25 protein-coding genes and 1 pseudogene are annotated in these 25328 nt (G+C 70.1%); 13 read left to right on the top strand and 13 right to left on the bottom strand.

Going from position 1 to position 25328, the window contains the following annotated elements; translation table 11 throughout:
- Nucleotides 1-6 precede the first annotated feature (6 nt).
- The 8 genes from OH735_RS35465 to OH735_RS35500 all read right to left on the bottom strand — a co-directional run bounded on the left by OH735_RS35465 (nucleotide 7) and on the right by OH735_RS35500 (nucleotide 6347).
- Complete coding sequence (locus OH735_RS35465; RefSeq protein ID WP_406385752.1) at nucleotides 7-1782, bottom strand: tyrosine-type recombinase/integrase; 1776 nt, start codon at nucleotides 1780-1782, stop codon at nucleotides 7-9.
- 315 nt (nucleotides 1783-2097) lie between these two features.
- Nucleotides 2098-2715, bottom strand: coding sequence for a tyrosine-type recombinase/integrase (locus tag OH735_RS35470; protein ID WP_406385754.1), 618 nt, complete (start codon nucleotides 2713-2715; stop codon nucleotides 2098-2100).
- Nucleotides 2631-3779 (bottom strand): hypothetical protein, encoded by a 1149-nt coding sequence (locus OH735_RS35475; RefSeq protein ID WP_406385755.1) that lies wholly within the window; start codon nucleotides 3777-3779, stop codon nucleotides 2631-2633. The genes OH735_RS35470 and OH735_RS35475 overlap by 85 nt, the downstream gene beginning before the upstream one ends.
- Nucleotides 3780-3792: 13 nt before the next feature.
- Nucleotides 3793-4455, bottom strand: a complete 663-nt coding sequence (locus OH735_RS35480; protein ID WP_406386877.1) for a DUF4158 domain-containing protein — start codon at nucleotides 4453-4455, stop codon at nucleotides 3793-3795.
- Nucleotides 4456-4552: 97 nt separating this feature from the next.
- Nucleotides 4553-4789, bottom strand: coding sequence for a hypothetical protein (locus OH735_RS35485; protein WP_406385756.1), 237 nt, complete (start codon nucleotides 4787-4789; stop codon nucleotides 4553-4555).
- Between the two features lie 86 nt (nucleotides 4790-4875).
- Nucleotides 4876-5496: a dihydrofolate reductase family protein gene (locus OH735_RS35490; RefSeq protein ID WP_406385758.1), complete on the bottom strand. Its 621-nt coding sequence runs from the start codon at nucleotides 5494-5496 to the stop codon at nucleotides 4876-4878.
- Nucleotides 5496-6002 carry an SRPBCC family protein gene (locus tag OH735_RS35495; protein ID WP_406385760.1) on the bottom strand — a complete coding sequence of 169 codons (507 nt, stop codon included), beginning with the start codon at nucleotides 6000-6002 and terminating at the stop codon, nucleotides 5496-5498. The genes OH735_RS35490 and OH735_RS35495 overlap by 1 nt, the downstream gene beginning before the upstream one ends.
- Before the next feature lie 3 nt (nucleotides 6003-6005).
- Entirely contained in the window at nucleotides 6006-6347 is a 342-nt protein-coding gene (locus OH735_RS35500) for a metalloregulator ArsR/SmtB family transcription factor (protein WP_109383905.1), read from the bottom strand.
- Between the two features lie 512 nt (nucleotides 6348-6859).
- Here OH735_RS35500 and OH735_RS35505 point away from each other — a divergent pair.
- From OH735_RS35505 to OH735_RS35565, 13 genes are all read left to right on the top strand, one after another.
- On the top strand, nucleotides 6860-7549 hold the full coding sequence (locus OH735_RS35505; protein ID WP_406385762.1) for a CPBP family intramembrane glutamic endopeptidase: 690 nt from the start codon (nucleotides 6860-6862) through the stop codon (nucleotides 7547-7549).
- A gap of 111 nt (nucleotides 7550-7660) precedes the next feature.
- Entirely contained in the window at nucleotides 7661-7825 is a 165-nt protein-coding gene (locus tag OH735_RS35510; RefSeq protein ID WP_406385763.1) for a hypothetical protein, read from the top strand.
- Between the two features lie 166 nt (nucleotides 7826-7991).
- Nucleotides 7992-8723 (top strand): PIG-L deacetylase family protein, encoded by a 732-nt coding sequence (locus OH735_RS35515; protein ID WP_406385764.1) that lies wholly within the window; start codon nucleotides 7992-7994, stop codon nucleotides 8721-8723.
- 424 nt (nucleotides 8724-9147) lie between these two features.
- Complete coding sequence (locus tag OH735_RS35520) at nucleotides 9148-10116, top strand: NADPH:quinone oxidoreductase family protein (protein WP_406385765.1); 969 nt, start codon at nucleotides 9148-9150, stop codon at nucleotides 10114-10116.
- On the top strand, nucleotides 10113-11300 hold the full coding sequence (locus OH735_RS35525; protein ID WP_406385767.1) for an acyl-CoA dehydrogenase family protein: 1188 nt from the start codon (nucleotides 10113-10115) through the stop codon (nucleotides 11298-11300). Before OH735_RS35520 ends, OH735_RS35525 begins: the two co-directional genes overlap by 4 nt.
- Complete coding sequence (locus tag OH735_RS35530; RefSeq protein ID WP_406385769.1) at nucleotides 11297-12427, top strand: acyl-CoA dehydrogenase family protein; 1131 nt, start codon at nucleotides 11297-11299, stop codon at nucleotides 12425-12427. The genes OH735_RS35525 and OH735_RS35530 overlap by 4 nt, the downstream gene beginning before the upstream one ends.
- A gap of 164 nt (nucleotides 12428-12591) precedes the next feature.
- Nucleotides 12592-14196, top strand: coding sequence for an ABC transporter substrate-binding protein (locus OH735_RS35535; RefSeq protein WP_406385771.1), 1605 nt, complete (start codon nucleotides 12592-12594; stop codon nucleotides 14194-14196).
- Nucleotides 14197-14219: 23 nt separating this feature from the next.
- Nucleotides 14220-15185, top strand: coding sequence for an ABC transporter permease (locus OH735_RS35540; RefSeq protein ID WP_406386879.1), 966 nt, complete (start codon nucleotides 14220-14222; stop codon nucleotides 15183-15185).
- Complete coding sequence (locus tag OH735_RS35545; RefSeq protein WP_406385772.1) at nucleotides 15178-16035, top strand: ABC transporter permease; 858 nt, start codon at nucleotides 15178-15180, stop codon at nucleotides 16033-16035. Before OH735_RS35540 ends, OH735_RS35545 begins: the two co-directional genes overlap by 8 nt.
- A 107-nt stretch (nucleotides 16036-16142) precedes the next feature.
- Nucleotides 16143-17060 carry an ABC transporter ATP-binding protein gene (locus OH735_RS35550; protein WP_406386881.1) on the top strand — a complete coding sequence of 306 codons (918 nt, stop codon included), beginning with the start codon at nucleotides 16143-16145 and terminating at the stop codon, nucleotides 17058-17060.
- Complete coding sequence (locus OH735_RS35555; RefSeq protein ID WP_406385773.1) at nucleotides 17053-17745, top strand: ABC transporter ATP-binding protein; 693 nt, start codon at nucleotides 17053-17055, stop codon at nucleotides 17743-17745. Before OH735_RS35550 ends, OH735_RS35555 begins: the two co-directional genes overlap by 8 nt.
- A 252-nt stretch (nucleotides 17746-17997) precedes the next feature.
- The gene (locus tag OH735_RS35560; RefSeq protein WP_406385775.1) at nucleotides 17998-18939 is read left to right on the top strand and encodes a phosphatidylinositol-specific phospholipase C/glycerophosphodiester phosphodiesterase family protein; all 942 of its coding nucleotides are present in this window, start codon (nucleotides 17998-18000) and stop codon (nucleotides 18937-18939) included.
- A 109-nt stretch (nucleotides 18940-19048) separates the two neighbouring features.
- Nucleotides 19049-19243 (top strand): hypothetical protein, encoded by a 195-nt coding sequence (locus OH735_RS35565; protein WP_327271242.1) that lies wholly within the window; start codon nucleotides 19049-19051, stop codon nucleotides 19241-19243.
- 57 nt (nucleotides 19244-19300) lie between these two features.
- On the opposite strand, the gene OH735_RS35570 is transcribed toward OH735_RS35565, so the two are convergent.
- From OH735_RS35570 to OH735_RS35590, 5 genes and pseudogenes are all read right to left on the bottom strand, one after another.
- The gene (locus OH735_RS35570; protein ID WP_406385776.1) at nucleotides 19301-20311 is read right to left on the bottom strand and encodes an alpha/beta fold hydrolase; all 1011 of its coding nucleotides are present in this window, start codon (nucleotides 20309-20311) and stop codon (nucleotides 19301-19303) included.
- A gap of 214 nt (nucleotides 20312-20525) precedes the next feature.
- Nucleotides 20526-22191, bottom strand: a pseudogene (locus OH735_RS35575) (IS200/IS605 family accessory protein TnpB-related protein).
- A gap of 65 nt (nucleotides 22192-22256) precedes the next feature.
- The gene (locus OH735_RS35580) at nucleotides 22257-22688 is read right to left on the bottom strand and encodes a DUF779 domain-containing protein (RefSeq protein ID WP_406385777.1); all 432 of its coding nucleotides are present in this window, start codon (nucleotides 22686-22688) and stop codon (nucleotides 22257-22259) included.
- A 150-nt stretch (nucleotides 22689-22838) separates the two neighbouring features.
- Nucleotides 22839-23537: a response regulator gene (locus OH735_RS35585; RefSeq protein ID WP_406385779.1), complete on the bottom strand. Its 699-nt coding sequence runs from the start codon at nucleotides 23535-23537 to the stop codon at nucleotides 22839-22841.
- A complete protein-coding gene (locus OH735_RS35590) occupies nucleotides 23534-25132 on the bottom strand; it encodes an ATP-binding protein (protein WP_406385780.1) in 1599 nt (532 codons plus the stop codon). The genes OH735_RS35585 and OH735_RS35590 overlap by 4 nt, the downstream gene beginning before the upstream one ends.
- Nucleotides 25133-25328: the final 196 nt, after the last annotated feature.

Raw genomic sequence — 25328 nt, forward strand, 5'->3', positions numbered from 1 at the left:
AAGTGATCACCCACTGGAGACTTCGGCTTTCCCGTCGGGATGGGCGGGTTGCCCAAGGTCCGCCAGAAGCTTGTCGATGCGGTCGCTGGTGCAGCGGTGCCGTTCCACCTCGCGGTCCCAGCCGCGTTCGGCGGCGTCGTGAGCGAGGGTCTGCTCGACTTCACGTCGAGCCCGCAGTCGTGGGGCGTACTCAGGTGTGGTGACGAACTTGGCGCAGGTCAGGTAAAGGTCGCACTCGCATGGGCCTTCGGCGGGGAGGCGTAGGCACCGGCCGAGTTCGAGCTCCGTTTTGAAGAAGTTCGTCTTGAGCCAGTCGATTGAGGTGTCCGGCAGAGCGCCGGTTCTGAGTTCTGCGGCGGCGGGGCCGGGGATCGTTGCTCCGGGCCCGAGGACGGCCCGGTAGTCGCGCAGTACTTCCTGGTCGCTGATCTGTGCGTAGACGAGTGCCATGCTCACGGAGGTGTGCCCGAGCACCTTCATGATGGTGTGCAGCTTCGCGCCGCGTTCGGCGAGCTGGGTGCCGACGGTGTGACGGAATCGGTGGGCCGAGACGGTGCCACGGCCGGTGCCGTCCCGGCCACCTGGGCGGACGAGGCCGACGGCCTTGCAGGCGTTCTGGATCGAGGTCTCGAACAGGTAGTAGGTCGACAGCAGCTTGCCGTGACTCATGAACAGGTAGCGGATCTCCTCACCGGTACGCTCGTCGGTGAAGGGTCTCTCCGGCGCGTGTCTGCGCAGGTCAATGACATTTTGCAGAGCCTCGGCGGCGTCCTCGTGCAGCGGGACGACCCGCTCTCTGTAGGTCTTGCGGCCGGAGAGCCGCAGTCGTGGGGTGCCGTCGGGGTAGCGGTCCAGGCAGTCGACCGGGAGGCGCTGGATCTCGGTGCGGCGGGCCCCGGACCAGCGGGCCACCAACAGGGCAGCGCGTTGGAACGGGCAGGCGATCGCGTCGATGACCGACATCAGCTTGTCGAGTTCGTGGTCGGGGATGAACCGGGGCACTTTCTGGGGGAACTTGGGTGCGTCGCCCGCGCCGATGAGGATGTAGCCGGGCACGTCTGGGTACTGCCAGATCGCGGTGTCCCGGAAGAACTGGGAGAGCCCGGAGATCCGCTGGATCCGGGACATCACGCCGAGTGGTTTGCCGGTCCTCTCCGCCGGCGCCTCGGCGATGTGGCCGATCCATCCGAGGCAGTGATCCCGTGTGACATCGGCGAAGGTGGTGATCCCAGGGTGGTTCTCGCCGAGCCAGTTGCCGAACACGCGCACCGCGAGCTCCAACTTGTCCACCGTCGACGGGGCGTCGGTCAGTTTGCGGGCCGCCAGCCACTTCTGCGCGACGGCCAGCATCCGCGGCGGCAGCTCCATCGGCGGTTTCCATGACGGCATCAACTTGCCTGGCTGAGTGGCCACTTGGCCCCGGGGGAACAGCACGACCTGCAGCTGGTGCAGGTGGGTCACCCACTGCTTGGAGGCGTTGTCCCGGTAGTTCTGCACCGACGGGTAGAAGCGGTGCAGGTCCTCACGTTCGCTGAACAGCCGGACAGCTTCGAGCGCTCCGGCAACGTGCTCCTCGGTGATGTGCTCCGCCCGCAAGAGGCCGGCGTGCAGGGCGATCCGGCTGACCGTCCAGTTCATCGCCTGCCTGGCCGAACCCGGGGCATAGCCGAGCGCGATGGCTTCCTCGATCAGGGCGGTTGTGCCCAGGTCGATCTCCATCTCGGCGGCCGGGTCCACCACCCGGAGCTGCCCGGCGCCGAGCATCCACGGGTAGTCGAACACGATGTACCCGCGCAGCGCGAGAAACAGCAGGTAGGGGGCGTGCGTAGAACGAGATCGGAAAGGAGGGTGCCGTGTGCGGTTCGCCGGGCAGCCGGCCAACCCGTTCCACCAACGGTGCGGCGAACCAGTCAGTCATGCTCGGCCATGCGTCCATGAACACCCGGTAGCGTCGCAGCTTGGAGCCGCGGTAGCCCGGATGGATGTCCTGCCCGTTGAGGAACGCGAGGTACTCGGCCTCGGGGCAGTGCCGGGCGGGCCGCCAGGACCGTGGCGGTGCCACCGCGAGCGCCGCCGCGGTGGAGACCGGTCCGGCCCTCACTTGTCGGCTCCGCCGCGGCCCAGCTGGTCGAGCGCCTTGTGATAGTCGGCGACGACGGCAGGATCGGAGACCCGGGTGTAGATGCGTGTCGACTCCGGAGAGGCATGGCCAAGCCGCTTCTGTAGCGTCAGTTCCCGCATGCCGCCCTCCCACATGCTGGTCGCGTGAGTGTGCCGTAGAGCGTGCGGGGTCACCCACGGCTCGCAAATCTCGGCCCGGGTGCAGGCGCGGGAGAACATCCGCACCAGCCCGTCGTAGCTCAGCGCCTCCAGGCGCCGGGTGCCGCGGCCGCCGATCAGGAACACCAGCCGGCTGTCGGCCTCGGCAGGGCGCTCGCCCATCACGTAGGCGCTGACCGCCGCAAGGGTCTCCGCCTCGTGCAGGTCGACAACCCGTTCGTAGCGCGACTTCGACCGGGCGCCCTTGGGATGGTCGTCACGGTGACGGACCACCACCCGCCGTCGGCCGTAGGCCAGGTCGTCCAGGTGTAGGCCGAGAACCTCGCCGGGCCGCAGGCCGCCGTGGAGCATCAGCAGGACGATCGCCTTGTCGCGCAGGCCGCGGAGCTGTGCCAGCAGGGCCTGGACCTGGTCGTCGGAGAGCGGTCGCGGCACCCGCTGCACGGTCTTGACGCGCACGGCCCGGCGGACCGGACGCTGGCGGCTGGCCCGGCCCATGAACGGGCGGTGCCTCTCGGAGACTCGCGCGGCTTGTTGAGCTTCTCGTAGTACTCCGCGCGCCTGACTTCGAAGTCGTCCGGGAGGTCGTCGTCGGGGTTGCGCCACTTGTCGGCGCCGACGACCCAGATCTCCTTGCAGCGCAGCCGGTCGCGCAGGGCCTGGAAGACGCACGCCTCGTACACGGTGTGCATGACTCGCTTGGGTCCCTTGTCGGGGGTGAAGATAGCGAACTCCATCCAGTCCTTGCGTACGACGCCTTCGAGCGGGATGGTCTCGCCGAGGGGAAGGTAGGTGGTGGAGGAGTCCTTGTGCCGCTCGATCAGCTTCAACGCGTCCATGACGGGCTTGTGCTGGTCGTTGGAGGAGCGGAAGTCGAGCACGCCGAGGAGCTTCATCAGCCCGCTGCGGTAGTGGTTGGAGTAGGAGGACTTGAACACCTCCCGCTTGGAGCGGGCGAAATCGGCGTTCGTCGCCTTCATCTCCGCAACCAGGTCCTTCAGCGTCTTCTCTCCGCCGGCCGCCGGGAAGACCACGGAGCGGACCGAGCCGTCGGGGGCGCCGAGCGAGGCGGCGGCGATCTTTCCGAGGAGTCCGGCCTTGCCGCGGACCTTGGTGAACTCGGCGACGAACGCCTCGGTCACCTTCTTCTCCGCCCGCGCGTTGATGCGGTGCACGGTGGAGTTCAGCAGCTCCACCAGGGTGTCGGTGATCTCCCGCTGACGCTGGAACAGCAGCGCGGCGAGCAGGACGCGCCGCGCCTCGGGGGAGAAGCGGCGCAAGTGGCTCGGGGCGGCGGCCGAGGCTCTGGCCCGCCAGGCGTTGATGACCTGGACGCCGATGCCGGTGAACGCCTTGGCCGGGATGCTGACGGCGCGGACCTGCTTGAGTTTGGAGATCTCGTCCAGCAGCGAGTTGAGGCTGACGTTGCCCGGATGGGACTTGATGTCGGAGAGCACCGACTCCACGTCTTCGTCGTCGTCCGCACCGTCGCCGTCCACGGACTCGGTGTCGTCATCCTGCTCGCTGTCGCCGGTTGGATCCGTGAAGACCAGCGCGTCCAGCCGGCGGGGGCAATCTTCTTCCCGCGCGAGGCGTGCGGCGACCTCGGCGACGGCCCGGTCGTCGGCCTGGTGCAGCGCGGACCGGATGATCGTTGCAGTCTGGGGCCACGGTCGGCGGCTCGATCAGGTCCACCCGCATCTGCCGCAGCAGCTCGGCCCGCACCTGTTCCTCGCGGCGTTCGTCGTGCCAGATTACGTCCACCAAGTGCGAGACGAGCTTGACCAGGTCGGTCTTCGAGCATTCGTGCCACCCGGTCAGATCCCGTAGCTCGCTGCGGTGCCGCTTCGCGACGCGGGAGGTGAAGTCATAGAACCCCAGCTCGGACGCGGCCACGCCCACCTGCTTGGCGACATGCTCGACCGCATCGGGCGGCAGCTCCAGACGCATCTTGGGAAACCGGCCGCGCCAGGTCAGAAACTTCAGCTGGACGGCGAAGCCCAGCCGCGTGGCGCCGGTCTTGTTCCGTAACCAGCCCGCCTCGTCGCCGGACAGGGTAAGTGGTCCACCACCCCGTCCAGACCCAGATCCCGCCCCACACCAGCCCCTTCCGCCACCCCCGTGATCAGCATTCGGGCTGGACGGTAGAGGCGCCGGTGTACAGCGCAGGCAGATATCCGCGAAACAGTCCGGCCAGGCGGCGGACCTGGTAGTGGCGCCCGGACGAAGGCCGTGACTCTCCCCGTCCGGACGCCTGGAGCGTACGGCCCCGTCAGGGCCTGGCGGTGACCTGCTCCGGTGACCAGCCGTCGTTCTCGGTGGCGTCGATCACCAGCCCGGTCTGCACCAGGTTGGCCAGCTCGATCGCCGCCTCGTAGCAAGCCACGAACGCTGCTTCGTCGTCGTTCTCGTTGCTGGGAGGTTCGTTGTAGCCGGGGATCACTGCGGACAGCGGTTCGGACACCGTGTCGGCGTACATGGCCAGCTCCCCGCCTCCATAGGTGAGCACGTATCGTCATCCGTTGTCGCCGCCAGGGCGGGCCGGGCCGTCCGCGGGCAGCTGACCTCGGCGGGAGAGCGCTGAGTTCGGGACAGTTACCGCCCCCGGACGGTGTAGGTCAGGTGCGTCACCCTTGGGGAGGGCTCCGCGCGGACCGGCTCCAGGGCCACGCGGCCCGCGTCCACGCCCTCGAACAGGCGGATTCCGGAGCCAAACAGCACGGGTGACAGCGCGATCGAGAACTCGTCGATCAGGCCCGCGTTCACGTACTCCAAGATTGTCGCGCCGCCGCCCGCGATGCGGACGTCGCGGTCGCCGGCGGCCTCGCGGGCCTGGTCGAGCGCGGTCTCGATGCCGTCGTTGACGAAGTGGAAGGTGGTCCCGCCGGGCCGCTCCCAGGGGTCACGCTTCTCGTGCGTCACGACGAACACCGGCGTGTGGAACGGCGCCTTCTCCGGCCACATCTTCTCGCCAGCGTCGAACATGCGCTTACCCATCACGCTCGCGCCGGTGCGCTCGAACGTCTCCCGCGCGATGTCGTTGTCGCGCCCTTCCTCGCCGCCCTCGCCGAGCTTCAGGTTCTCCCGGAAGAACCGCAGCGGGAAGATCCACTGCTGCAGTTCCATCCACTGCTGCCCCATCAAGTCCTCGGAGGACTCGGGCGCGATGAACCCGTCCAGCGACATCGACACGCTGAAGAACACCTTCCCGGCCATCAGCCCTCCGCTCCCTTCCGAACGATCTCGGTGACGTACGTAGCCAGGTTGCTCAGGGTCTGCCGGCCGCCCTCGATCGCGTGGTACTTCTCGACCGCCTCGTCGCGCTGCTCCTTGGTGGGGAACACCGTGTGCATCTCGATCCGGGTCGCCGTGCCGTCGGGCTCGAACGTCAGGGCCGACTCGAAGGCGTTCGGGTCATCGCGGGTCTCACCGTGGAGCATCGCGATCCGTTCCGGTGGGGCGAGCTCGGTCCAGGTGATCCACTCCTGGTAGTCCGTCCCGTCCGGTCCGTGCATCACGAAGTCCCACTCTCCGCCGACGCGGAACTCGAACGCCCGCGTGGTGGTGGTGAACCCTTCCGGTCCCCACCATCGCGACAGGTGTCGGACGTCGGTGAACGCCTCGAACACCAGCTCCCGTGGGGCGTCGATGATCCGGGAGATGACAATCTCGCGGTCGGCTGTCGCCGACTGCGCCGGCGTTCCTTGTTCTGTCGTGCTCATCAGCTACTCCGCTTTCCTTGTCTGCTTCAGGTCCTGCACGTAGGCGTCCAGTCGGTCGAAGCTCTCGTTCCAGAACTGCTCGAAACCGCCGGTCCACTCGTGGACGGGCCGCAGCCCGCTGGCGTCAAGGCCGTACAGGCGCTGCTTGCCTGCCTTGCGGTCGCGCACCAGCCCGACCTCCCGGAGCACCCGCAGGTGTTTGGACGCCCCCGGCTGGGTCATCCCCAACTCCTGGGCCAACTCGGTCACCGACCGCTCACCCGCCCGCAGCAGTACCAGGATCTCCCGGCGCTGCGGCTCGGCGATCGCGTTGAAGACGTCCGACGTCGTCGCTGCTCGTGCCATGGGGCAATCATATGCCGATATCGGCATGCGTCAAGATGAAAGGAATCAGGCGGGTCATGTCAGATGACGATCGTGACCCTTTGTCAGCGGCTGCGGAAACTGAGCGATGACAGATCCCTGCGATCGGCGCGACTGTCCCGTCTCATTTGATCTCGCTTCGGGTCGGCGCTCTGACCAGGCTTGATGCAGTGTGTGCCGAGACGCGCCGTTGCCGGAATCTCGCAATGTCGTGTCCGCCAGGCGTAGATGGCGGCCTGTGTCTCAATTCATCGTGCCCGCGAGACCTGCGATCGGCATTCTCGGCGTGATGTAGCAGGATGATCTGCTGCCCACTGATGCCAGCAAGTTGATCGGAGCCATGGATGACCTCCGAACTGGAAGACTCGGCGCCGCCGCAGCCCGCCGCCAGGAGAGCTGTCCCTTCCGTCGGGACAGCACTTGTAGGAGCGTGCATCGTCGCTCTGGGCGTATGTGCAGTCCTGCCGATCAGGCCGGAGGTGCCTGCCCGGACGGTGATCGTCGGCGTGGGCGCGGTCGTGCTGATCATCGGTGCCTGTGTCCTGCGATCGGCGGCGGCGATCCGCGTGGCGGTGTTTATCGGTCCGCTCTTCGGCTGTTTCGCGGTGGGGATTCTCGGCGGGTGGCCGCCCGCGGCCACCACGGTCCTGGTGTGCGTACTTCCCTTGGGATGCTTGCTGTTCGCTGGCCGCCGTACCGCCTTGAGACAGGCGGTTCCGTGGCTGACGCGCGGATCGTTGACCCCCGAGGCCCCGTGGCTGGGTGTGGCAACTGTGGTGCTCAGCGCGGCGGCGCTCACGGCATGGGCCCTCGTTGTGCGACCCGAGCCACCGGAATACATGAGTGAGCTGCAACGCCTCCCGCTCTGGCTCGCAATCTTGGGCATCGTGGCGTTCGCCCTGGTCAATCCGGTGTGGGAGGAGATGCTTTTCCGGGGGGTGCTGCTGACCGAACTGGCCTCGGTCTGGGGTGTCAGGGCCGCAGTGGTGCTGCAAGCTGTGTTGTTCGGAGCCGCGCATTTCGCGGGCTTCCCGTCCGGCCCCGTCGGCATGATCATGGCGGGGGTCTGGGGGTTCGTCTTGGGTGTCATGCGTGTGCGTAGCGGTGGCATCCTGATCACCTACTTGGTGCACGTGACCGCCAACGCAGTTATCGGGACGCTGGCCGTGTTGATTCTGCGATGAGCCCGGCTGTCACTTCACCGCTTTGGGTGTGATGTAGCGGTAGATGGTGGCGGGCGCGGCGCCCGCGAGCGCGGCCGTCACGGAGGGCGCCCCAAGGTCGTCGACGACGATATGGCCGACTACGCCCGTGCCCTGCGCACCCAGGGCGTCACTGTCCCGCAGATCGCCCGCAAGCTCGTCATCCCCTCGGGCAAGAACAAGGGCGAGCACCCCTCAGTCGCCACCGTCTACCGCATCCTCGCCGAAGCCGAAGCGTCCGACGACACCGACGAGTGAGCAGGGCGCCTTCGGTCCGAAAGCTACTGGCGGGTTACTTGTCACCTGGTTCGCCGCTCGTTAACGGCACCCCCGCGTCGCTTCTCTCCTCCGCCCTGGATTCGAAGCCGCATGACGCCGCTCGCTGATCCGCTCTCTGTCGCGGGTGAGGTCGTAACCTGCGGGCATGACGGAGCAGCTGACGCCCATGCCCGCGGACTGGCGGCGCGCCCTGGCCGTGGTCGCGCACCCCGACGACCTGGAGTACGGCTGCGCGGCGGCGATCGCGGGCTGGACCGATGGCGGGCGCGAGGTCACCTACCTCCTCGCCACCCGCGGCGAGGCCGGTATCGACTCGCTCTCCCCGGAGGAGTGCGCACTACTGCGCGAGCGGGAACAACGGGCGAGCGCGGCGGTCGTCGGCGTCACCACCGTGGAGTTCCTGGATCACCGCGACGGCGTGATCGAGTACGGAATCCCGCTGCGCCGTGACATCGCCGCGGCCATCCGCAGGCACCGTCCCGAACTGGTCATCACGCTCAACCACCGCGACACCTGGGGCGGCGTCGCCTGGAACTCCCCGGATCACCGGGCGGTCGGCCGTGCCGCCCTGGACGCCGCGGCCGACGCGGGCAACCGCTGGATCTTCCCCGAGCTGACCGGGGCGGGGCTCCCGCCGTGGAACGGGGTGCGATGGGTCGCGGTGGCGGGGTCGGCCACCCCCACCCACGCCGTGGACGCGACACCCGGACTGGAGCGGTCCGTGGAATCGCTGCTGGCGCACCGTACGTACATCGAAGGGCTCACGGACGAGAACCCCGAGGCGTACTGCCGTACCTTCCTGACCGGACACGCGCAGTCCGCGGCCGAGCGGTTCGGTGGCCGCCCCGCCATCACGTTCGAGCTCTTCGCCCGCTGAGAACGGGCCCGGGCAGGGCAAAACTCCAGGTCCTGGTGTTGATGTCGTCCAGGCCATTGACATGCAAGCGACACATTGTTGAATTCAGTGTCGTTGTGTTGCGTGACTCCGTTGACTTGAGTGATCAATGGAAGGCCTGTGACGCCCGTCCCGTCCCGTCTCGCCGCGCTCGGCGCGGCGGCGACCCTGCCGGCCGGCGGTCTGCTGGCCGCGGCGCCGCCCGCCCAGGGGGGCACGGCCGGGGGCACCGACCGGCCACGCTCGAACCCGCCCGGTCCGGCCCGAAACGCTTCGGGCCGGACCGGGCGCAGTCATGCCCGCCTCCGGCCGCAACCGGCAGGGGCAGGTTGTTCCCAGAGAGGCAAGCGACCGCTTAGTATGCGCCGGAGCAGTGGTAATGCCGACAGTGTTGTGGAGGCCCCTCATGCAGGCATGGCGAGTGCACCGGAACGGCGAGCCGAACGAGGTGATGCGGCTCGCAGAGACCGACCGGCCGGTGCCCGGCGACGGGCAGGTGCTCATCGAGGTGCTCGCGGCAGACATCAACTTCCCCGACGCGCTGCTCTGCCGCGGCCAGTACCAGGTGCGGCCCCCGCTGCCGTTCACGCCCGGGGTGGAGATCTGTGGCCGGACGCCGGACGGCCGCAGGGTGCTCGCCACGCCCGCCCTGCCGAACGGCGGATTCGCCGAGTACGTCGTCGCGGACGAGACGTCCCTGCTGCCCGCCCCGGAAACCCTGGACGACGCCGAGGCCGCCGCCCTCCACATCGGTTACCAGACCGGCTGGTTCGGCCTGCACCGCAGGGCACGTCTCCAGGCGGGCGAAACGCTCCTGGTCCATGCGGCGGCCGGCGGGGTCGGCAGCGCGGCCGTGCAGCTCGGCAAGGCCGCCGGAGCGAGTGTCATCGGCGTCGTGGGAGGCCCCGAGAAGGCGAAGACCGCCGACGCGCTCGGCTGCGACCTGGTCATCGACCGCCGGAGCGAGGACATCGTCACCGCAGTGAAGGAGGCCACCGGCGGGCGCGGAGCCGACGTGGTCTACGACCCGGTCGGCGGCGACGCGTACGCCAAGTCCGTGAAGTGCGTCGCCTTCGAGGGCCGGGTGATCGTCGTCGGCTTCGCGAGCGGAGTCATCCCCACCCCGGCGCTGAACCACGCCCTCGTCAAGAACTACTCGATCGTCGGACTCCACTGGGGTCTGTACAACACCCAGGATCCGACCGCCGTCCGCGCCTGCCACGACGAACTCACCCGTCTCGCGACCGAAGGGGTCATCAAGCCGCTGATCAGCGAGCGTGTCGGGCTGGACCAGGCCGCGGCCGCCGTCCAGCGGGTCGCGGACGGCACCAGCACCGGCCGGATCGTCGTCCTCCCGTCAGGAGCCGCCCGATGACGCCCCCCGACGCGGCCGAACTGCGCCGCCGTACCCAGGAGCTGCTCGCCGCACACCCCCCGGCCACCACCGACCGCACCGACTTCCTCGAGGCCCGCTTCGACGCCGGACTCGCCTGGGTGCACTACCCGGCCGGCCTCGGCGGCCTTGAAGCGCCACGCTCCCTGCAGTCCGTCGTCGACGCCGAACTCGCTGCCGCGGGCGCCCCCGACAACGACCCGCGCCGGATCGGCATCGGCCTCGGCATGGCCGCGCCCACCATCCTCGGCTACGGCACCGACGAGCAGAAGCAGCGCTTCCTGCGACCGCTGTGGGTCGGCGAGGAGGTCTGGTGCCAGCTCTTCAGCGAACCGGGCGCCGGCTCCGACCTCGCCGCGCTCGGCACCCGCGCCGTCCGTGACGGCGAGGACTGGGTGGTCGACGGACAGAAGGTCTGGACGTCCAGCGCCCATCTGGCCCGCTGGGCGATCCTCATCGCCCGCACCGACCCGGACCGACCCAAGCACCGCGGTATCAGCTACTTCATCTGCGACATGACGGACCCCGGCGTCGAGGTGCGGCCGCTGCGCCAGATCACCGGCGAGGCCGAGTTCAACGAGGTGTTCCTGACCGGCGTACGCATCCCGGACAGCAGGCGCCTCGGCCCGGTCGGCGAGGGCTGGAAGGTCGCGCAGACCACGCTGATGAACGAGCGGGTCTCCATCGGCGGGGCACGCATCCCCCGCGAGGGCGGCATGATCGGCCCAGTCGCCCGCACCTGGCGCGCCCGCCCCGAACTGCGCACCCACGACCTGCACCAGCGCCTGCTGAGCCTCTGGATCGAGGCCGAGGTCGCCAGGCTCACCGGCACCCGGCTGCGCCAGCAGCTCGTTGCCGGACAGCCCGGCCCCGAGGGCTCCGGCATGAAGCTCGCCTTCGCCCGGCTCAACCAGGAGATCAGCGGACTGGAAGTCGAACTCCTCGGCGAGGAGGGCCTGTTGTACAGCGACTGGACCATGCGCCGCCCGGAACTCGTCGACTTCACCGGACGCGACGCCGGATACCGCTACCTCCGCTCCAGGGGCAACTCCATCGAGGGCGGCACCAGCGAGGTACTGCTCAACATCGTTGCCGAGCGCGTCCTCGGCCTGCCCACCGAGCCGCGCCACGACAAGGACGTCCCCTGGAAGGACCTGGCCCGATGACCGCACCGACCGAAGAGACCCAGGCACCCGATCTGCTGTACTCGGAGACCGAGGACGATCTGCGGGCAGCGGTCCGTTCGCTGCTCGCCGACCGGTGCGACGCGCCGGCGGTGCTCGCCCGCATCGAGTCCGACACGCCCTACGACCAGCGGCTCTGGAAGGCCCTCGCCGCCGACATCGGCGCCGCCGGACTGCTGGTGCCCGAGGCACTGGGCGGGCAGGGCGCCGGTCACCGCGAGGCCGCGGTGGTGCTGGAGGAGCTGGGGCGGGCCGTCGCCCCCGCGCCGTATCTGACGAGCGCGGTCGTCGCCACCGAGATCCTGCTCGCGCTGGGGGCACTGGACGGACCGGTCACCGAACTGCTCCGCGACCTCGCCGCCGGACGCAAGGTCGCGGTCCTCGCCGTACCGTTCTCCGCCCCGTCGCCCGGCGCCGTACAGCCCGCCGGTGTCGTGGCCGACGTGCTGGAGGGGACCGTGACCGGCGTCGCCGACGCGCTCGCCGCCGATGTGCTGCTGGCGCCCACGACCGACGGCCTGTACGCGGTGGAGACCGGCGCCGAAGGCGTCACCGTCGAGCCCCTCGTCCCGCTCGACCTGACCCGCCCGCTCGCCACCGTCACCCTCGCCAAGGCCCCCGGAACCCGCCTGGCCAACGGCGCGTTGGCGGTCTCCGCCGTGCGCCGGGGCCTGCTGGCGGGCGCCGGACTGCTCGCCTCCGAGCAGCTCGGACTCGCCGAGTGGTGCCTGGCCGAGATGGTCCGCCACACCCGCGAACGGCACCAGTTCAACCGGCCCGTCGGCTCGTTCCAAGCCCTCAAGCACCGCATGGCGCAGCTCTGGCTGGAGGTCGTGTCGGCCCGCGCCGCGGCGCGGAACGCCGCGGACGCCCTCGCGACCGGCAGCCCCGACACGCCGCTGGCGGTGGCCGTCGCGCAGGCGTACTGCTCGAAGGTGGCGGTGCGCGCGGCGGAGGAGTGCATCCAGCTGCACGGCGGCATCGGCATGACCTGGGAGCACCCGGCGCACCTGTACCTCAAGCGCGCCAAGGCCGACTCGATCGCGTACGGCACGGCCGGACATCATCGCGAGGCCATCGCCGAGCTGGTCGATCTGCCTGCGCCGTAAGGAACAACCCGCGTCGCGGGGGGAAGTTGGAGCGGAGGTGCGTGTCGGCGCGCCTCCGTTCCGTCGTTCCGGCGTGCGGTGGGGTATCGAGCATCCCTTTACCTGTTGTTTAATTGCAATCAGTGCGCAATAACAGTCGATCTTCAATAAGGGATGTGCAGAGTATGACGGGCCGATCGATACGGGGAGCGGTCGCCGCAACACTGGCGACCGTGCTGTCGTTGACCGCGGCAGCCTGCTCACAACCGGGTGGCTCGGGCGGCGGCAACTCCGGTCCGGGCGCGGGGGCGTCGGCGGTGGTCGGCATCGCCTACGAGCCCGACAGCCTCAGCCCGCTGCTGGGCTACGGCAAGGACGGCAACTCCAAGATCTTCGACGGGCTGCTCGCCCTCGACGCGCACATGAAGCTGCGGCCCGCTCTTGCCGCCGCCCTGCCCGAGGTGAGCGACGACGGACTGACGTACACGTACAAGCTCCGCCAGGGCGTGAAGTTCAGCGACGGGAAGCCGTTCGGCGCCAAGGACGTCGTCTTCACCTACCGCACCATCCTGGACGAGAAGACCAACAACGCCTCCCGGACCGAGCTCGACGCGGTGGAGAGCGTCGCGGCGACCGGCGACGACACCGTGGTCTTCACACTCAAGTACCCCTACGCGCCCTTCGCCCAGCGCACCGTCCTGCCCATCGCCCCCGAACACGTCGCGGGCAGGCAGGACGTCAACACCGGCGCCTTCACCACCCACCCCATCGGTACCGGACCGTACCTCCTCACCAAGTGGTCCAAGGGCGAGAAGCTGAGCTTCAGGGCCAACCCCGACTACTGGGGCGGCGCACCGAAGGTGAAGAAGTTCACCATGGCGATCATCAAGGACGACGACGTACGCGCCACCCGGCTGCGCTCCGGTGAGCTCGACGGCGCGATCCTGCCGCCCAACCTGGCCAAGGGCTTCGCCCAGGGCAGCGGCATGCGGACGTACGCCGCCACGACGTACGACTACCGCACCGTGACCCTGCCCACCCACAACAAGGTCACCGGCGACACCGCGATCCGGCGCGCCCTCGATGTCGCCGTCGACCGCGAGGCCATGGTCGACTCCATCCTCAACGGCGAGGGCAGGCCCGCCTACGGCCCCGTCCCCACCGACAGCGAGTGGTTCACCAACGGCACCGATCGCCCCCACGACCTGGCCGCCGCGAAGAGGATCCTCGACGACGCCGGGTGGAAGCCCGGCAAGGACGGCATCCGTACCAAGGACGGCGTACGCGCCGCGTTCCCCCTCTGGTACCTCACCGGCGACAAGCTCCGCCAGGACCACGCACTCGCCTACGCGTCCGACGCCAAGAAGGCCGGCATCGACATCACCACCGAGGCCGGTACCTGGGAGGTCATCGAGCCCCGGATGAAGCAGGACGCCGTCCTCGCGGGCGGCGGATCGCCCGCCGACCCCGACTTCGACCAGTACACCCTGCTGAAGTTCTCGCTCGCGGGCGACGGCTTCAACAACATGGCGTGGTACGACAACAAGGCCGTCGACCAGGCCCTCGAAGCGGGCCGCAGGAGCGGCGACCCGGCCGCGCGCAAGGCCGCCTACGACACCGTCCAGCGCGAACTGGTGAAGAACCCCGGCTACACCTTCCTCACCCACATCGACCACCTCTACGTCGTGAAGGACCGATTCGGCGCCCTCACCACCCAGGTCGAACCGCACGACCACGGCCTGGCATCCGGCCCGTGGTGGAACGTCGAGGACTGGACGTCGAAGAAGTGAACCACCGCCTCCCCTGGGGGCAGATGGGCCGGATGGCGGGACGGCGTGTGCTGCTCGCCGTCCCCGTCCTGGCCGCCGTGACGTTCGGCGTCTTCGCCGTCGCCGCCGCCTCCCCCTTCGACCCCGTCAAGGCGTACGCGGGCACCGCCGGTCTCACCGCCTCGCAGGAGAACCTCGATCAGCTGCGGGCCAACCTCGGCGTCGACCAGCCCCTCGTGACCCGCTGGTGGGACTGGCTGACCTCCGCGCTCGGCGGTGACCTCGGCGACTCCAGCGTGATGCGCCAACCCGTCGCCGATGTCATCGGCGAGCGCCTCGGCTGGTCCGTGCTGCTCGCCGCGACCGCCTTCCTCGTCGCCGTCGTCCTGGGCACGGGCCTCGGCGTACTGGCCGCGCGCCGGCCCGGTGGCCTCCTCGACCGGTGCGTCAGCTCCGCCGCGTACACGCTCGAAGCCGCCCCGGCGTTCTGGCTCGGACTGCTCGCCATCTGGTTCTTCGCCCTGAAACTCGATGTGCTCCCGGCCGGCGGCCTCACCGACGCGGCCAGCGACACCGTCACCTTCGGCCAGGTCGCCACCCATCTGGTGCTCCCCGCGGCCGTGCTCGGGATCTCCCAGCTCCCGTGGTTCTTCCTCTACGTACGCCAGGGCGTCGCCGACGCGCTCGACGAGGATCCGGTGCGCGGCGCCCGCGCCCGCGGACTGCGCGAACGCACCGTGCTGCTCGGCCACGCACTGCGCTCCGGCATGCTGCCGATGCTCACCCTGATCGGCTCCCGCGTCCCCGAACTCATCACCGGCGCCCTGCTCGTCGAGACGGTCTTCAGCTGGCCCGGCATCGCCGCCGCCACCGTCCAGGCCGCCACCTCCGTCGACTTCCCGCTGCTCGCGGCGCTCACCGTGCTCGCCACCGCGGCAGTCGTCCTGGGCAACCTCCTCTCCGATCTGCTCTACGCGATCGCCGACCCGAGAGTGGGCTTCGATGGCTGAACTCGTCCTCGGATCCGCCCGCCGCACCAACCGCCGCATCCGGGTGGCCGGCTCCGCCGCAATCGTCGCCGCGGTGCTGCTCGCGGTCCTGCTCGTACCGCCGCTGGTCCAGCTCGACCAGCAGGCCGTCGACCTCGCGGCCAGACTGCAACCACCCTCCTGGGAGCACCCGTTCGGCACCGACGACGTCGGCCGCGATCTGCTGTTGCGCTGCGTCTACGGGCTCCGTGTCTCGCTGCTCGTCGGCATCGTCGCCGGGCTCACGGCCACCGTCATCGGGACCGCCGTCGGTGCGCTCGCCGCCGCGTTCGGGGGCTGGACCGACCGGATCGTCATGCGGCTCGTGGACACCTTCTCGTCCGTGCCGCACCTGCTGCTCGGCATCTTCATCGTCGCCATGTTCCGGCCCGGGGTCGGCCCGGTGATCGTGTCCGTCGCCCTCACCCACTGGCTCTCGACGGCCCGGATCGTCCGCTCCGAAGTGCTGTCGCTGCGCTCGCGCCCGTTCATCGACGCGGCGATCTCCGGCGGGGCCTCACGTGGCCGGGTCGTCGTCCGGCATCTGCTGCCTGCGGTGCTTCCGCAGGCGGGCCTCGCCGCGGTGCTCATGGTGCCGCACGCCATGTGGCACGAGTCCGCGCTCTCCTTCCTGGGGCTCGGACTCCCCACCCACCAGGCGAGCCTCGGCAACCTCGTACAGACGGCGCGCGGTTCGCTGCTCGCCGGGGACTGGTGGCCGACGCTCTTCCCCGGCCTGTTCCTGATCATCCCGACCCTCGCCCTGGCGGGCCTCGCCGGTGCCTGGCGGGAACGGATCAACCCGCGCCGCCGATCGGAGCTGATGCTGTGACCACCGTCCCGGACCCGCAGAACGCGGCCCCGCAGACGCAGGAACCGCGGCCCCCGGCCCCATGGCCCCCGGCCCTGTCCGTCCGCGGGCTCTCCGTCCGCTTCAGGATGCGCGGCGGGCGGCACATCGCGGCGGTCAGCGACGCGCACTTCGACCTCGCTGCGGGAGAGTGCCTCGCGCTGGTCGGCGAGAGCGGCTGCGGCAAGTCCGTACTCGCCTCCGCCCTGCTGGGCCTGCTCCCCGGCAACGCGCGGACCGCGGGCTCGGCGCTGCTCCACGACGGCACCGATCTCCTCACCGCCGACGAACGGACCCTCGCCCGCACGGTACGGGGCCGCCGCATCGGACTCGTACCGCAGAGCCCCGCGGCCCACCTCACCCCGGTCCGTACGGTGCGCGCCCAGCTGGAGGAGACCCTCCGCGAACTGACCGGTACCCGAAGGCCCGCATTGCGCGCCGCCGCCGAACAGGCCGCCGCCCGCGCCGCGTTCCCGGCCGGCCACCTGGACCGGTACCCGCACGAACTCTCCGGCGGCCTCGCCCAGCGCGCCGCCACCGCGCTGGCCCTGATCGGCGACGCACCCCTGCTCCTGGCCGACGAACCGACCACCGGACTCGACCGCGACCTGGTCGAGCGGACCGTCGACGAACTGCGCCGCCACACCGACGGCGGCAGGGCGCTCCTGATCATCACCCACGACCTGGCGGCGGCCGAGCGGATCGCCGACCGGGTCGCCGTGATGTACGCGGGCCGCATCGTCGAACTCGCCGAAGCCGACCGGTTCTTCGGGGAGCCGGGACCGCGCCACCCGTACGCCCGCGGCCTGCTCGACGCCCTCCCGGAGCGCGCTTTCGCTCCCATCCCCGGAATGCCGCCGGAACTCGGCGCGCTCCCCGACGGCTGCGCGTTCGCGGCCCGCTGCGGCCGCGCCGACGACGCGTGCTCCGTCCCACCCCTGTACGACGGCGGTCTCGCCTGCCACCACGGCGTGCGAACAGCCGCGGAGGAGTCCGCCCATGCTTGAACTCACCCGCATCACCGCCGGGTACGACCCCGGCGCCCCCGTGGTCCGCGACGCCTCGCTGACGGTTGGACCCGGCGAATCCGTCGGACTGCTGGGCCCGAGCGGTTGCGGGAAATCGACCCTGGCCAGGGTCGCCGCGCTGCTGCACCGCCCGGACACGGGCACGGTCGCACTGGACGGCCGACCGGTACGGGGCTGGCGGCACCGCGCCCCGAGGGCGCAGCGCACCGCGGTCGGCGTCGTCTTCCAACAGCCCCGGCTCTCGGCCGACCCCCGGCTCAGCCTCCGCGAGCTCATCGCCCAGCCTCTGCGCGCCACCGGCCGGCGCTCGGAAGTGCCGGACCGGGTGGCCGAACTGGCACCGGCCGTCGGCCTCACCGCCGAACTGCTGAACCGGCGTCCGCACGAGGTGAGCGACGGCCAGTTGCAGCGCGCCTGCCTCGCCAGGGCACTGGTCCTGCGGCCGCGCTGGCTGATCTGCGACGAGATGACGGCGATGCTCGACGCGTCGACGACCGCCGCGCTGGTCGCGGTCGTCGAGTCCTACCGACGCGAGTCCGGGGCCGGCCTGCTGGCCGTCGGCCACGACCGGGTGCTGCTGGAACGCTGGTGCGACCGCACGGTCGGCTGGCAGCAGATCACCGGGCACAGTGCACCGAAGGAGGCCATGAACCCGGCCCGATGAGGGCGTCCCCCCGCGCGCATACGACAAGGAAGACGGCCGGGGCGGGACCGCGACGGGCGGACTCCGGCCGAGGGGAAACACAGCGGCGGCCGCCACCACCCGCGGACGGTCCCGGCCGGGGAACGACAGTCGACGAGCGGACGACGAACCGGTCAACTTCTCTGCGGTGCTTGCCGCTTGCCGGGAACCCGGTCGCATACTCGGTCGCGTCCGACCGTCCGATCCGTCCCCAACTAGCCCCCGGGAGAACCCATGGCGTTCCCGACCCGCCGAAGCGTTGTCACCACCGCGCTCGCCACCGTCGCCGCAGGCGCGGTGCTGTCCCCGCGGACAGCCGCCGCGGCCGAGGCCGCCGCCGCGCCCTCGGCCGCAGGCCGGCCCCGCCCGCTGCGCCGGGCCCACGCGCACAACGACTACCTGCACACGTGCCCCCTCCACGACGCGCTCGACCACGGCTTCACCAGCGTCGAGGCGGACATCTTCCTCGTGGACGGGGAACTGCTGGTCGCCCACGAGGCCACCGACCTCGACCCCGGCCGGACCCTCGCCTCGCTCTACCTCGACCCGCTGCTGGCCAGGGTCCGGACCAACCATGGAACGGTCCACCCCGGCTACCGCGAACCCGTCCAGCTGCTGATCGACATCAAGACCGACGGGGCGGCCGCCTACCTCGAACTCGACCGGCAGCTCCGGCGGTACCGGCAGATGCTGACGGTGTACCACCACGGCCGGGTCCGCCCCGGCGCGATCACGCCCGTCATCTCCGGCGACCGCGCCGCCCGTGTCCCGATGGAGGCACAGCGCACCCGGTACGCCTTCTACGACGGCCGGCCCGACGACCTCGGGACCGCGGCCACCGCGTCGTTCATTCCGCTCATCAGCAGCAGCTGGAGCGACAATTTCCGCTGGCTGGGCGCAGGCCCCGTCCCTGTGGCCGAGCGGGACAAACTGCGCTCGCTCGTCACCACGGCCCACCGAAGCGGCCAACGGGTTCGCTTCTGGGCCACTCCCGACGTCGCGGGACCGGAGCGGGACGCCGTATGGACCGAGCTGCTGGCCGCCGGGGTCGACCACCTCAACACCGACGACCTGGAGGGGCTCGAACATTTCCTCCGTACCCATGACCGGGACGCCGGGGCCGGGGCCGGCGCACTCGGCGGCCGGCCGGACACGGGCGCGCCGTCCGGGGCGTGACAGCCAGTCAACACCCATATGGCGGACACGCCAGTCCGCCGGATGGCCTCCCCGCTACGCCACACTGGCGGCCGAATGCCGCAATTCGGCGCGGCGGAGGAGGTTGGCCATGGCCATTTCGATCTCACTGGTGCTGCTTCTGCTGATCCTTGCGGTGATCTTTCTCCGCAACGGAGGGCTGAAGATCTCGCATGCGCTGGTCTGCGCCATGCTCGGGTTCTTCCTCGCGGGTACCAGCATGGCGCCGACCATCCAGAACGGCCTGACGGCCACGGCCGACGTCGTCAGCAGCCTCAAGCCCTGACTACGGCGGCCCGTTCGGTGACCGGGGCCTGGAGAGCGCGGTCACCGGACATCGCACTCACCGGGCGGCGCGCACCTGTGGGGAGCGCAGCCATTGGGCGAGCAGGCGGTTGACGTCGGCGGCGCGCTCCTGCTGGATCCAGTGCCCGCATCCCGGCAGGATGTGGGAGGAGACCAGACCGGGAAGGGTCTTGGGGAAGCCCTCGATGGCGTCGGCCATCCAGGTGGTCGACGCGTCGAGCTCTCCGCCGATGAACAGCGAGGGCTGGGTGATCGGCGCACCGTCCCAGGCGGCGAGGTCTTCCCAGTCCCGGTCGACATTGCGATATCTGTTGAGCGCCCCCGTCAGCCCCGTCCGCTCGAACTCCGCCGCGTAGAAGCCGAGATCGGCCTCGCTCAGCCAGGAAGGGAGGGGGCCGGCGGAGAACCGGTCGCGAAGCCGTGCCCCAGGCGGGACGAAGAAGAGACTGCCCTCATCGCCCGAAGGCATCGTGTCGGCGGAGAGCCCGGCATAGAACCCGGCCAGCCAGCCGCGCACATCGGGTTCGATCTCCGCCTCGGCCCGTCCCGGGGACTGGAAGTAGCTGACGTAGAACTCCTCGGTGCCACCGATACGGCTGAAGAGGTCGGTCGGCCGGTGACCGTTCCGCGGCGCGTACGGGACACTGAGCAGTGCCACGGAGGTGAAGACATCGGGCATGAGCAGCGCGCTGTCGGCGGCGATGGTCGAACCCCAGTCGTGGCCCACGATCGTCGCGGTCCGTTCGCCGAGTGCGCGCACGACACCGACGTTGTCCGCGACATGGGCCGGCATCCGGTACGCCTCCACATCGCCGGGCTTCGACGAACGCCCGTAGCCACGTACATCGATGGCGACCGCGCGAAAGCCCGCTGCGGCGAGGGCCGGAAGCTGATGGCGCCACGAATACCACGACTCGGGGAAGCCGTGGACCAGCAGGACCAGCGGGCCGGTTCCCTGTTCGACCAGGTGGATACGGCCTCCGGGCACCTCCACCAGCCGCTGGACGGCGTCCGGCGGCGGGGTGGCGGAATGGACGGTGGGCGGCATGTGTCTCTCCTCGCGGACGTGACCGGCTGCGGTGCGGTGGCCGTCGACGCGGGGCACCCGGCCGGGAGCGCTCCGCCCGTCGGTACCACCTGTGTCACGAGCATTCGGCCACCGTCACCTCGCCCACAAGATTTCTTGCCGTTATGGCAAACCAACGGTGTGCGGTTCCGGCTCATGGGCCGACGCCGGGACCGGATCAGGAACCGCACCGTTCCTAACCAGTGTGCGTAAGTGAGTCTTGGACCCACTGCTGCGTTCTGGGCGCATCCCGAACGGTTTTGGATGCGTTGGGTTCCCGCTTTCTCATCCCGTTCGGCGGCGCGCCTCCAGGGGCGTGGTCCGTTGCGGGCGGGCGGGTTCCCTCACGCCCCCGGTCACCTGGTCCGGCCTGGGCGGTCCGATGCCCCGCACGATCACTCCGGTCGTGTGGGGGCGGTGCCGTCCTTCCCCAAGCTCTCAACTCCGTTCGAGCAGGGGATACCCCATCCCGGACCGGGTGTCCGAGGGCGTCGTCCGATCGCGATGCCGGCGGCATCGTGACGGGACATTCTGCGGTGCGGGGTGGCCAGTGGTTTCTGCCAGTGCTGGGCACCCCACATCGAGGTGTAGGCGGGGTCGACTGCGACAATGCTCAGGCCCTGTTCGGCGGCCATGGAGACCAGCCGGGCCTTGAGCTTCCCGGTGGGCATGCCGGAGATGAGCTGCCTGAACCGCTTGCGGCGGCCATGTTTCTCGCGGGTCTTCTCGGCGGTGAAGTCGAGGTCTTCGATGGCGATCGCGGCGACACCGGCCTGCTTGGCCCAGTTGATCAGCCGGGTCAGGGCGTGGCGGATCTGGGCGTCGCGGTGAGCGGCTGTGCCGGACAGGTCGTAGAAGAACCGCCGGGGCTCGCCGATGGGGTTGCCGTGCCGGTCGAGCCGGTAGGTGGCGAAGTGGTCGGCGTTGGTGTCGACGCCGATCACGCCCCGGGCGCGGGCGGTCTCCAGCGGGACCGTCTTCACGACGGGGCGTTGCCAGGATGCGGTGAGGTACCAGCGGCCGCGCTCCGTATCGAGGTGGACGCGATAGGCCACGGCCCGGTTCGTTTCGATGCGATCGGCCCACTCCGCGCCCCGGTGCGCGAACGCCACGGTGGAGGCGAGGACATACCGGCCGTGCTTGGCGTTGGCCAGGTGCGCGAGCGGGGCAGGCAGTTTGATGCTGACCTCGCCGTCCGGGGTGACGCGGATCGTCTCGTTCCCGAACCGCTTGCCCGACTCGCCGTCGGCGGCGATGAACCAGCGTTCCGTTTCCCAGCGTTCCCGCCACTGGTCTTCGGTGAGCTGGGCCTGGGTGAGGTGGTGGCGGGTGTTGAGGAGACGTTTGCCGCCCCGTACCACCCGCACCCGTCCGGCCTGCCGGTCACAGACGGCAGAGGCGTGCCGCGCCTCCAGGGCCGCGAGGCGGCGGGACTTGCGGAACCACTCATTCTTCGACCGGTAGCCGCCCGCGGCCCGCTTCGTCCCGGGTTCCCCGATCGGGAGGGACAGGCGGTGCCGCAGCGTCTTGATCCCGGCTTCCAGCTTCTGGATGTGCGCGGCCTGGCAACGGCGGGCCAGCGCCCACTGATCGTGGGTGGCCTTGGTGATGGCCCCGGCGATCCGCGACGACGACAGCGGCGTCAGGTCCCGCTTGCGCGACGCCCAGGTGTCCGCGCTGTGCTCCAGACCATCCGCACAACGGGCCCTGAGGCCACGGGCAGCAAGCGAGCCCTGATGCTCACCGACCGCACGCAGAACCTTCTCGTCCCGGGGCGTGAGGTGCTTGAGGCGGTCCCGGACCGCCACCCCGCAAGGCCCGGGCGCCACGAAGGGCGCGGCCAACTCCCGCAAACCACCCACCACATCACCCCCTCACACCAGGCCGAGCACCTGCCACCCAGCCCAACGAGCAGCAGCCGCCAAGGTCACCCATTCGGCCCCAGAACCGTTCCCGCCTCGCGAAGCCGCCGACAGGACTCACTCCTGCTCACTACAACGCACTTCAGCTCAGTAAACCGACAGCAGCTCACAACCCCCTCCGGGGCCTCCAGGGAGAAGCCGCTGCCCCGTCCCTCCACCACATCGACGATCAGCCGGGTGTGCGCCCACAGCTCGAACTGGCTCTTCGACATCCAGAACGGGACGGCCTCCGCCACCCCGTCGACATCGAGCGAGGCCAGCAGCACGTCGGAGCCGCCGGTACGGAATTCTCCGTCCTGGTAACACATGGGCGCACTGCCGTTGCAGCAGCCGCCCGACTGGTGGAACATCAACGGGCCGTGGGCCTCCCGCAGCCGGCGCACCAGATCGGCGGCCGCGGGAGTCAGCTCGACCACCGCCGCTTCGGACGCGCTCATCGCAGCGGCCCGGAGCAGGAGTTCTCGGGTGTGCGGCGGATCGGCGGCAGGGGCCTCGTACCAAGTCGGTTCACGGATCAGTCCCTTCGACCTCGTGCATGAGATGGTGCGCCATCAGTGGGGCCGCGTGCCCATGGCACCGTACGCTTCTCAGCTCGCCTTCGCCCACGCGTAACGATGTTCGGGCCGGCCGGTGTCGCCGTATTTGAGGCTGAGGCTGATCCGGCCCGCGCCCTCCAGATACTTGAGGTATCGCTGGGCGGTGGAGCGGCTCAGTCCGGCACGGGCGGCGACCTCATGGGCGGACAGCGGCTCCTCGGCCGCCGACAGGACATGGCGGATCACATCGGCCGTGGGCGCCGAGTGGCCCTTGGGCAGGGCCGCCGCGGGGCCGGACTCCGCGGTGCGCAGCGCGGCGAAGATCTGGTCGACCTGCTCCTGCCCCGCCTCGCCCCGACCGCCGCCCACGCCTTCGAGTGTGCGGCGCAGGGCGGCGTAACTCTCGAGCTTCGACCGCAGACCGGTGAAGCTGAACGGCTTGACCAGGTACTGCAGGGCGCCGTACCGCATCGCGGTCCGGACGGTCGACACGTCACGGGCCGCGGTCACCATGATCACATCGGCCGGGTGACCGAGCTGGCGCAGCCGCCGCACCAGGGTCAGCCCCGTTTCGTCCGGAAGATAGTGGTCGAGAAGGACCAGATCGACCCGCTCGCGCTCCAGGAAGGCCAGCGCCTGCGCGGCGGTGTGCGCACGCGAGACGACGCGGAAGCCGGGAATCCTGGCCACATACTCGGCATTGATCTCGGCGACACGGAAATCGTCGTCCACCACCAGGACATCGATCATCGCAACTCTCCCACTTCGGTCGGCGGCCGGACGCCGAGTGCCTCGGGCAGAACGACGGTGAATACCGCGCCACCGCCGGCCCTGGCCGTGACGCGAGCCGCGCCACCGTAGCGCTCGGCCAGTCGGCGCACCAGCGCCAGACCCAGACCGCGGCCGCGGTGCGCGGGGGATTCCTTGGTGGACCAGCCCTCGGTGAAGATGTGCTCGCGCATGCCGGGAGGTATCCCGGGACCGTTGTCGCTGACCCGCAGGACCGCCGTCGTCCCCTCGGCGAGCAGCTCGACCTCGATGAGCGAGGCGACGTCCAGCGCGTTGTCGATGAGGTTGCCGAGGACCGTCACCAGGTCGCGCGGGTCCACCACCACGTCGGGGAGCCGGGTGCCCGGCGAGACCCGCAGGGACGCGCCCCGCTCCGCCGCGATGGCCGACTTGCCCACCAACAGCGCCGACAGCAGCGGGTCGTTGACGCGCTCGGCGACCTGTTCCGCCGACGCCCGGTGACCGCTGGTCACCTCCGCGACGAACTCCACCGCGGCTTCGTGCCTGCCGAGTTCGAGGAGCCCGAGCAGGGTGTGCAGCCGGTTGGCGTGCTCGTGGTCCTGGGCGCGCAGTGCGTCCAGCAGGCCGTGCGTGGAGTCCAGTTCACGGCCGAGGAGCTCCAGCTCGGTGCGGTCGCGCAGGGTGACGACGGCTCCGCCGTCACCGGTGGGCATGCGGTTGGCGATCAGCACGCGCCCGTTGCAGACGGTGATCAGGTTGGCTCCCTCGACGCGTCCCGCCAGCACCTCCGTCGTACGGCCGGGCGGCAGCACCTGGCCGAGCGCCCGCCCGACGGCGTCCTGGCCCAGCTCCAGCAGCCGCCGTGCCTCGTCGTTGAGCAGCCGGATCCGGCCCCGGGCATCGAGGGCGAGAACGGCCTCGCGGATGCTGTGCAGCATGGCCTCCCGCTCGTCCAGCAACGCGGAGATGTCGGCGAACGCGAGCCCGTGCGTACTGCGCTGCAGGCGTCGCGAGACGGCCAGGGCGGCCAGTACACCCACGGCGAGCGCTGCTCCGGAGTAGAGCAGCAGACCGGGAATGGCCCCGAGGAGCCGCTCATGGACGCTGTCGTAGGCGATGCCGACCGAGACGGCGCCCACAATGGTCCCGTTCGCGTCGCGCAGGGGGACCTTCGCGCGTGCCGAGCGGCCCAGGGTTCCGTTGTCGATCTGCATGATCTCCCGGCCGGCCAGCGCCGTGCTGGGATCGGTCGAGACATGCCTGCTGATCTGTGCGGTGTCGGTGTGCGACCAGCGCACCCCGCGGGTGTCCATGACCACGATGTAGAGCGCCCCGGTGGCCCGCCGGATCCGTTCCGCCTCGGCCTGCACCGGTCCGGAGGGGCTGGGGTCGGTGCTCGTCAGATTGCGTACCAGACCGGGTTCGGCGGCGGTGGTCTGGGCGATGGACAGCGCCTGGTGCATCGCCTGGTCGTCGAGTTGGTGGCTGAGGGGCGCGAGGAAGAGTCCGGTGACGAGCATGATCACGCCGGTGGTGATGACGACCTGGGTGAGCAGGACCTGGGCGAAGACACGGCGGGGCCAGTGAATTCGCATGTGCTTCGACCTCTGCCTTCCGCCGAGCAGGAACTTGATGCTCCGTTTCGTCCTTGTGTGAACGCAACGTAAACGTCGCCGACGTCGATGACCAGTCCTCGTGTCGCATTCGTTGTCGCAGCGCGAGCAAAACGAGCAGAACCGCGGGTTATGGGCACAAGCAGGAGTTGTGAGCGCAAGGGTGCCCAGGTGCGCG

The sequence above is a fragment of the Streptomyces sp. NBC_01618 genome (genome assembly GCF_045209435.1).
Classification (GTDB): domain Bacteria; phylum Actinomycetota; class Actinomycetes; order Streptomycetales; family Streptomycetaceae; genus Streptomyces.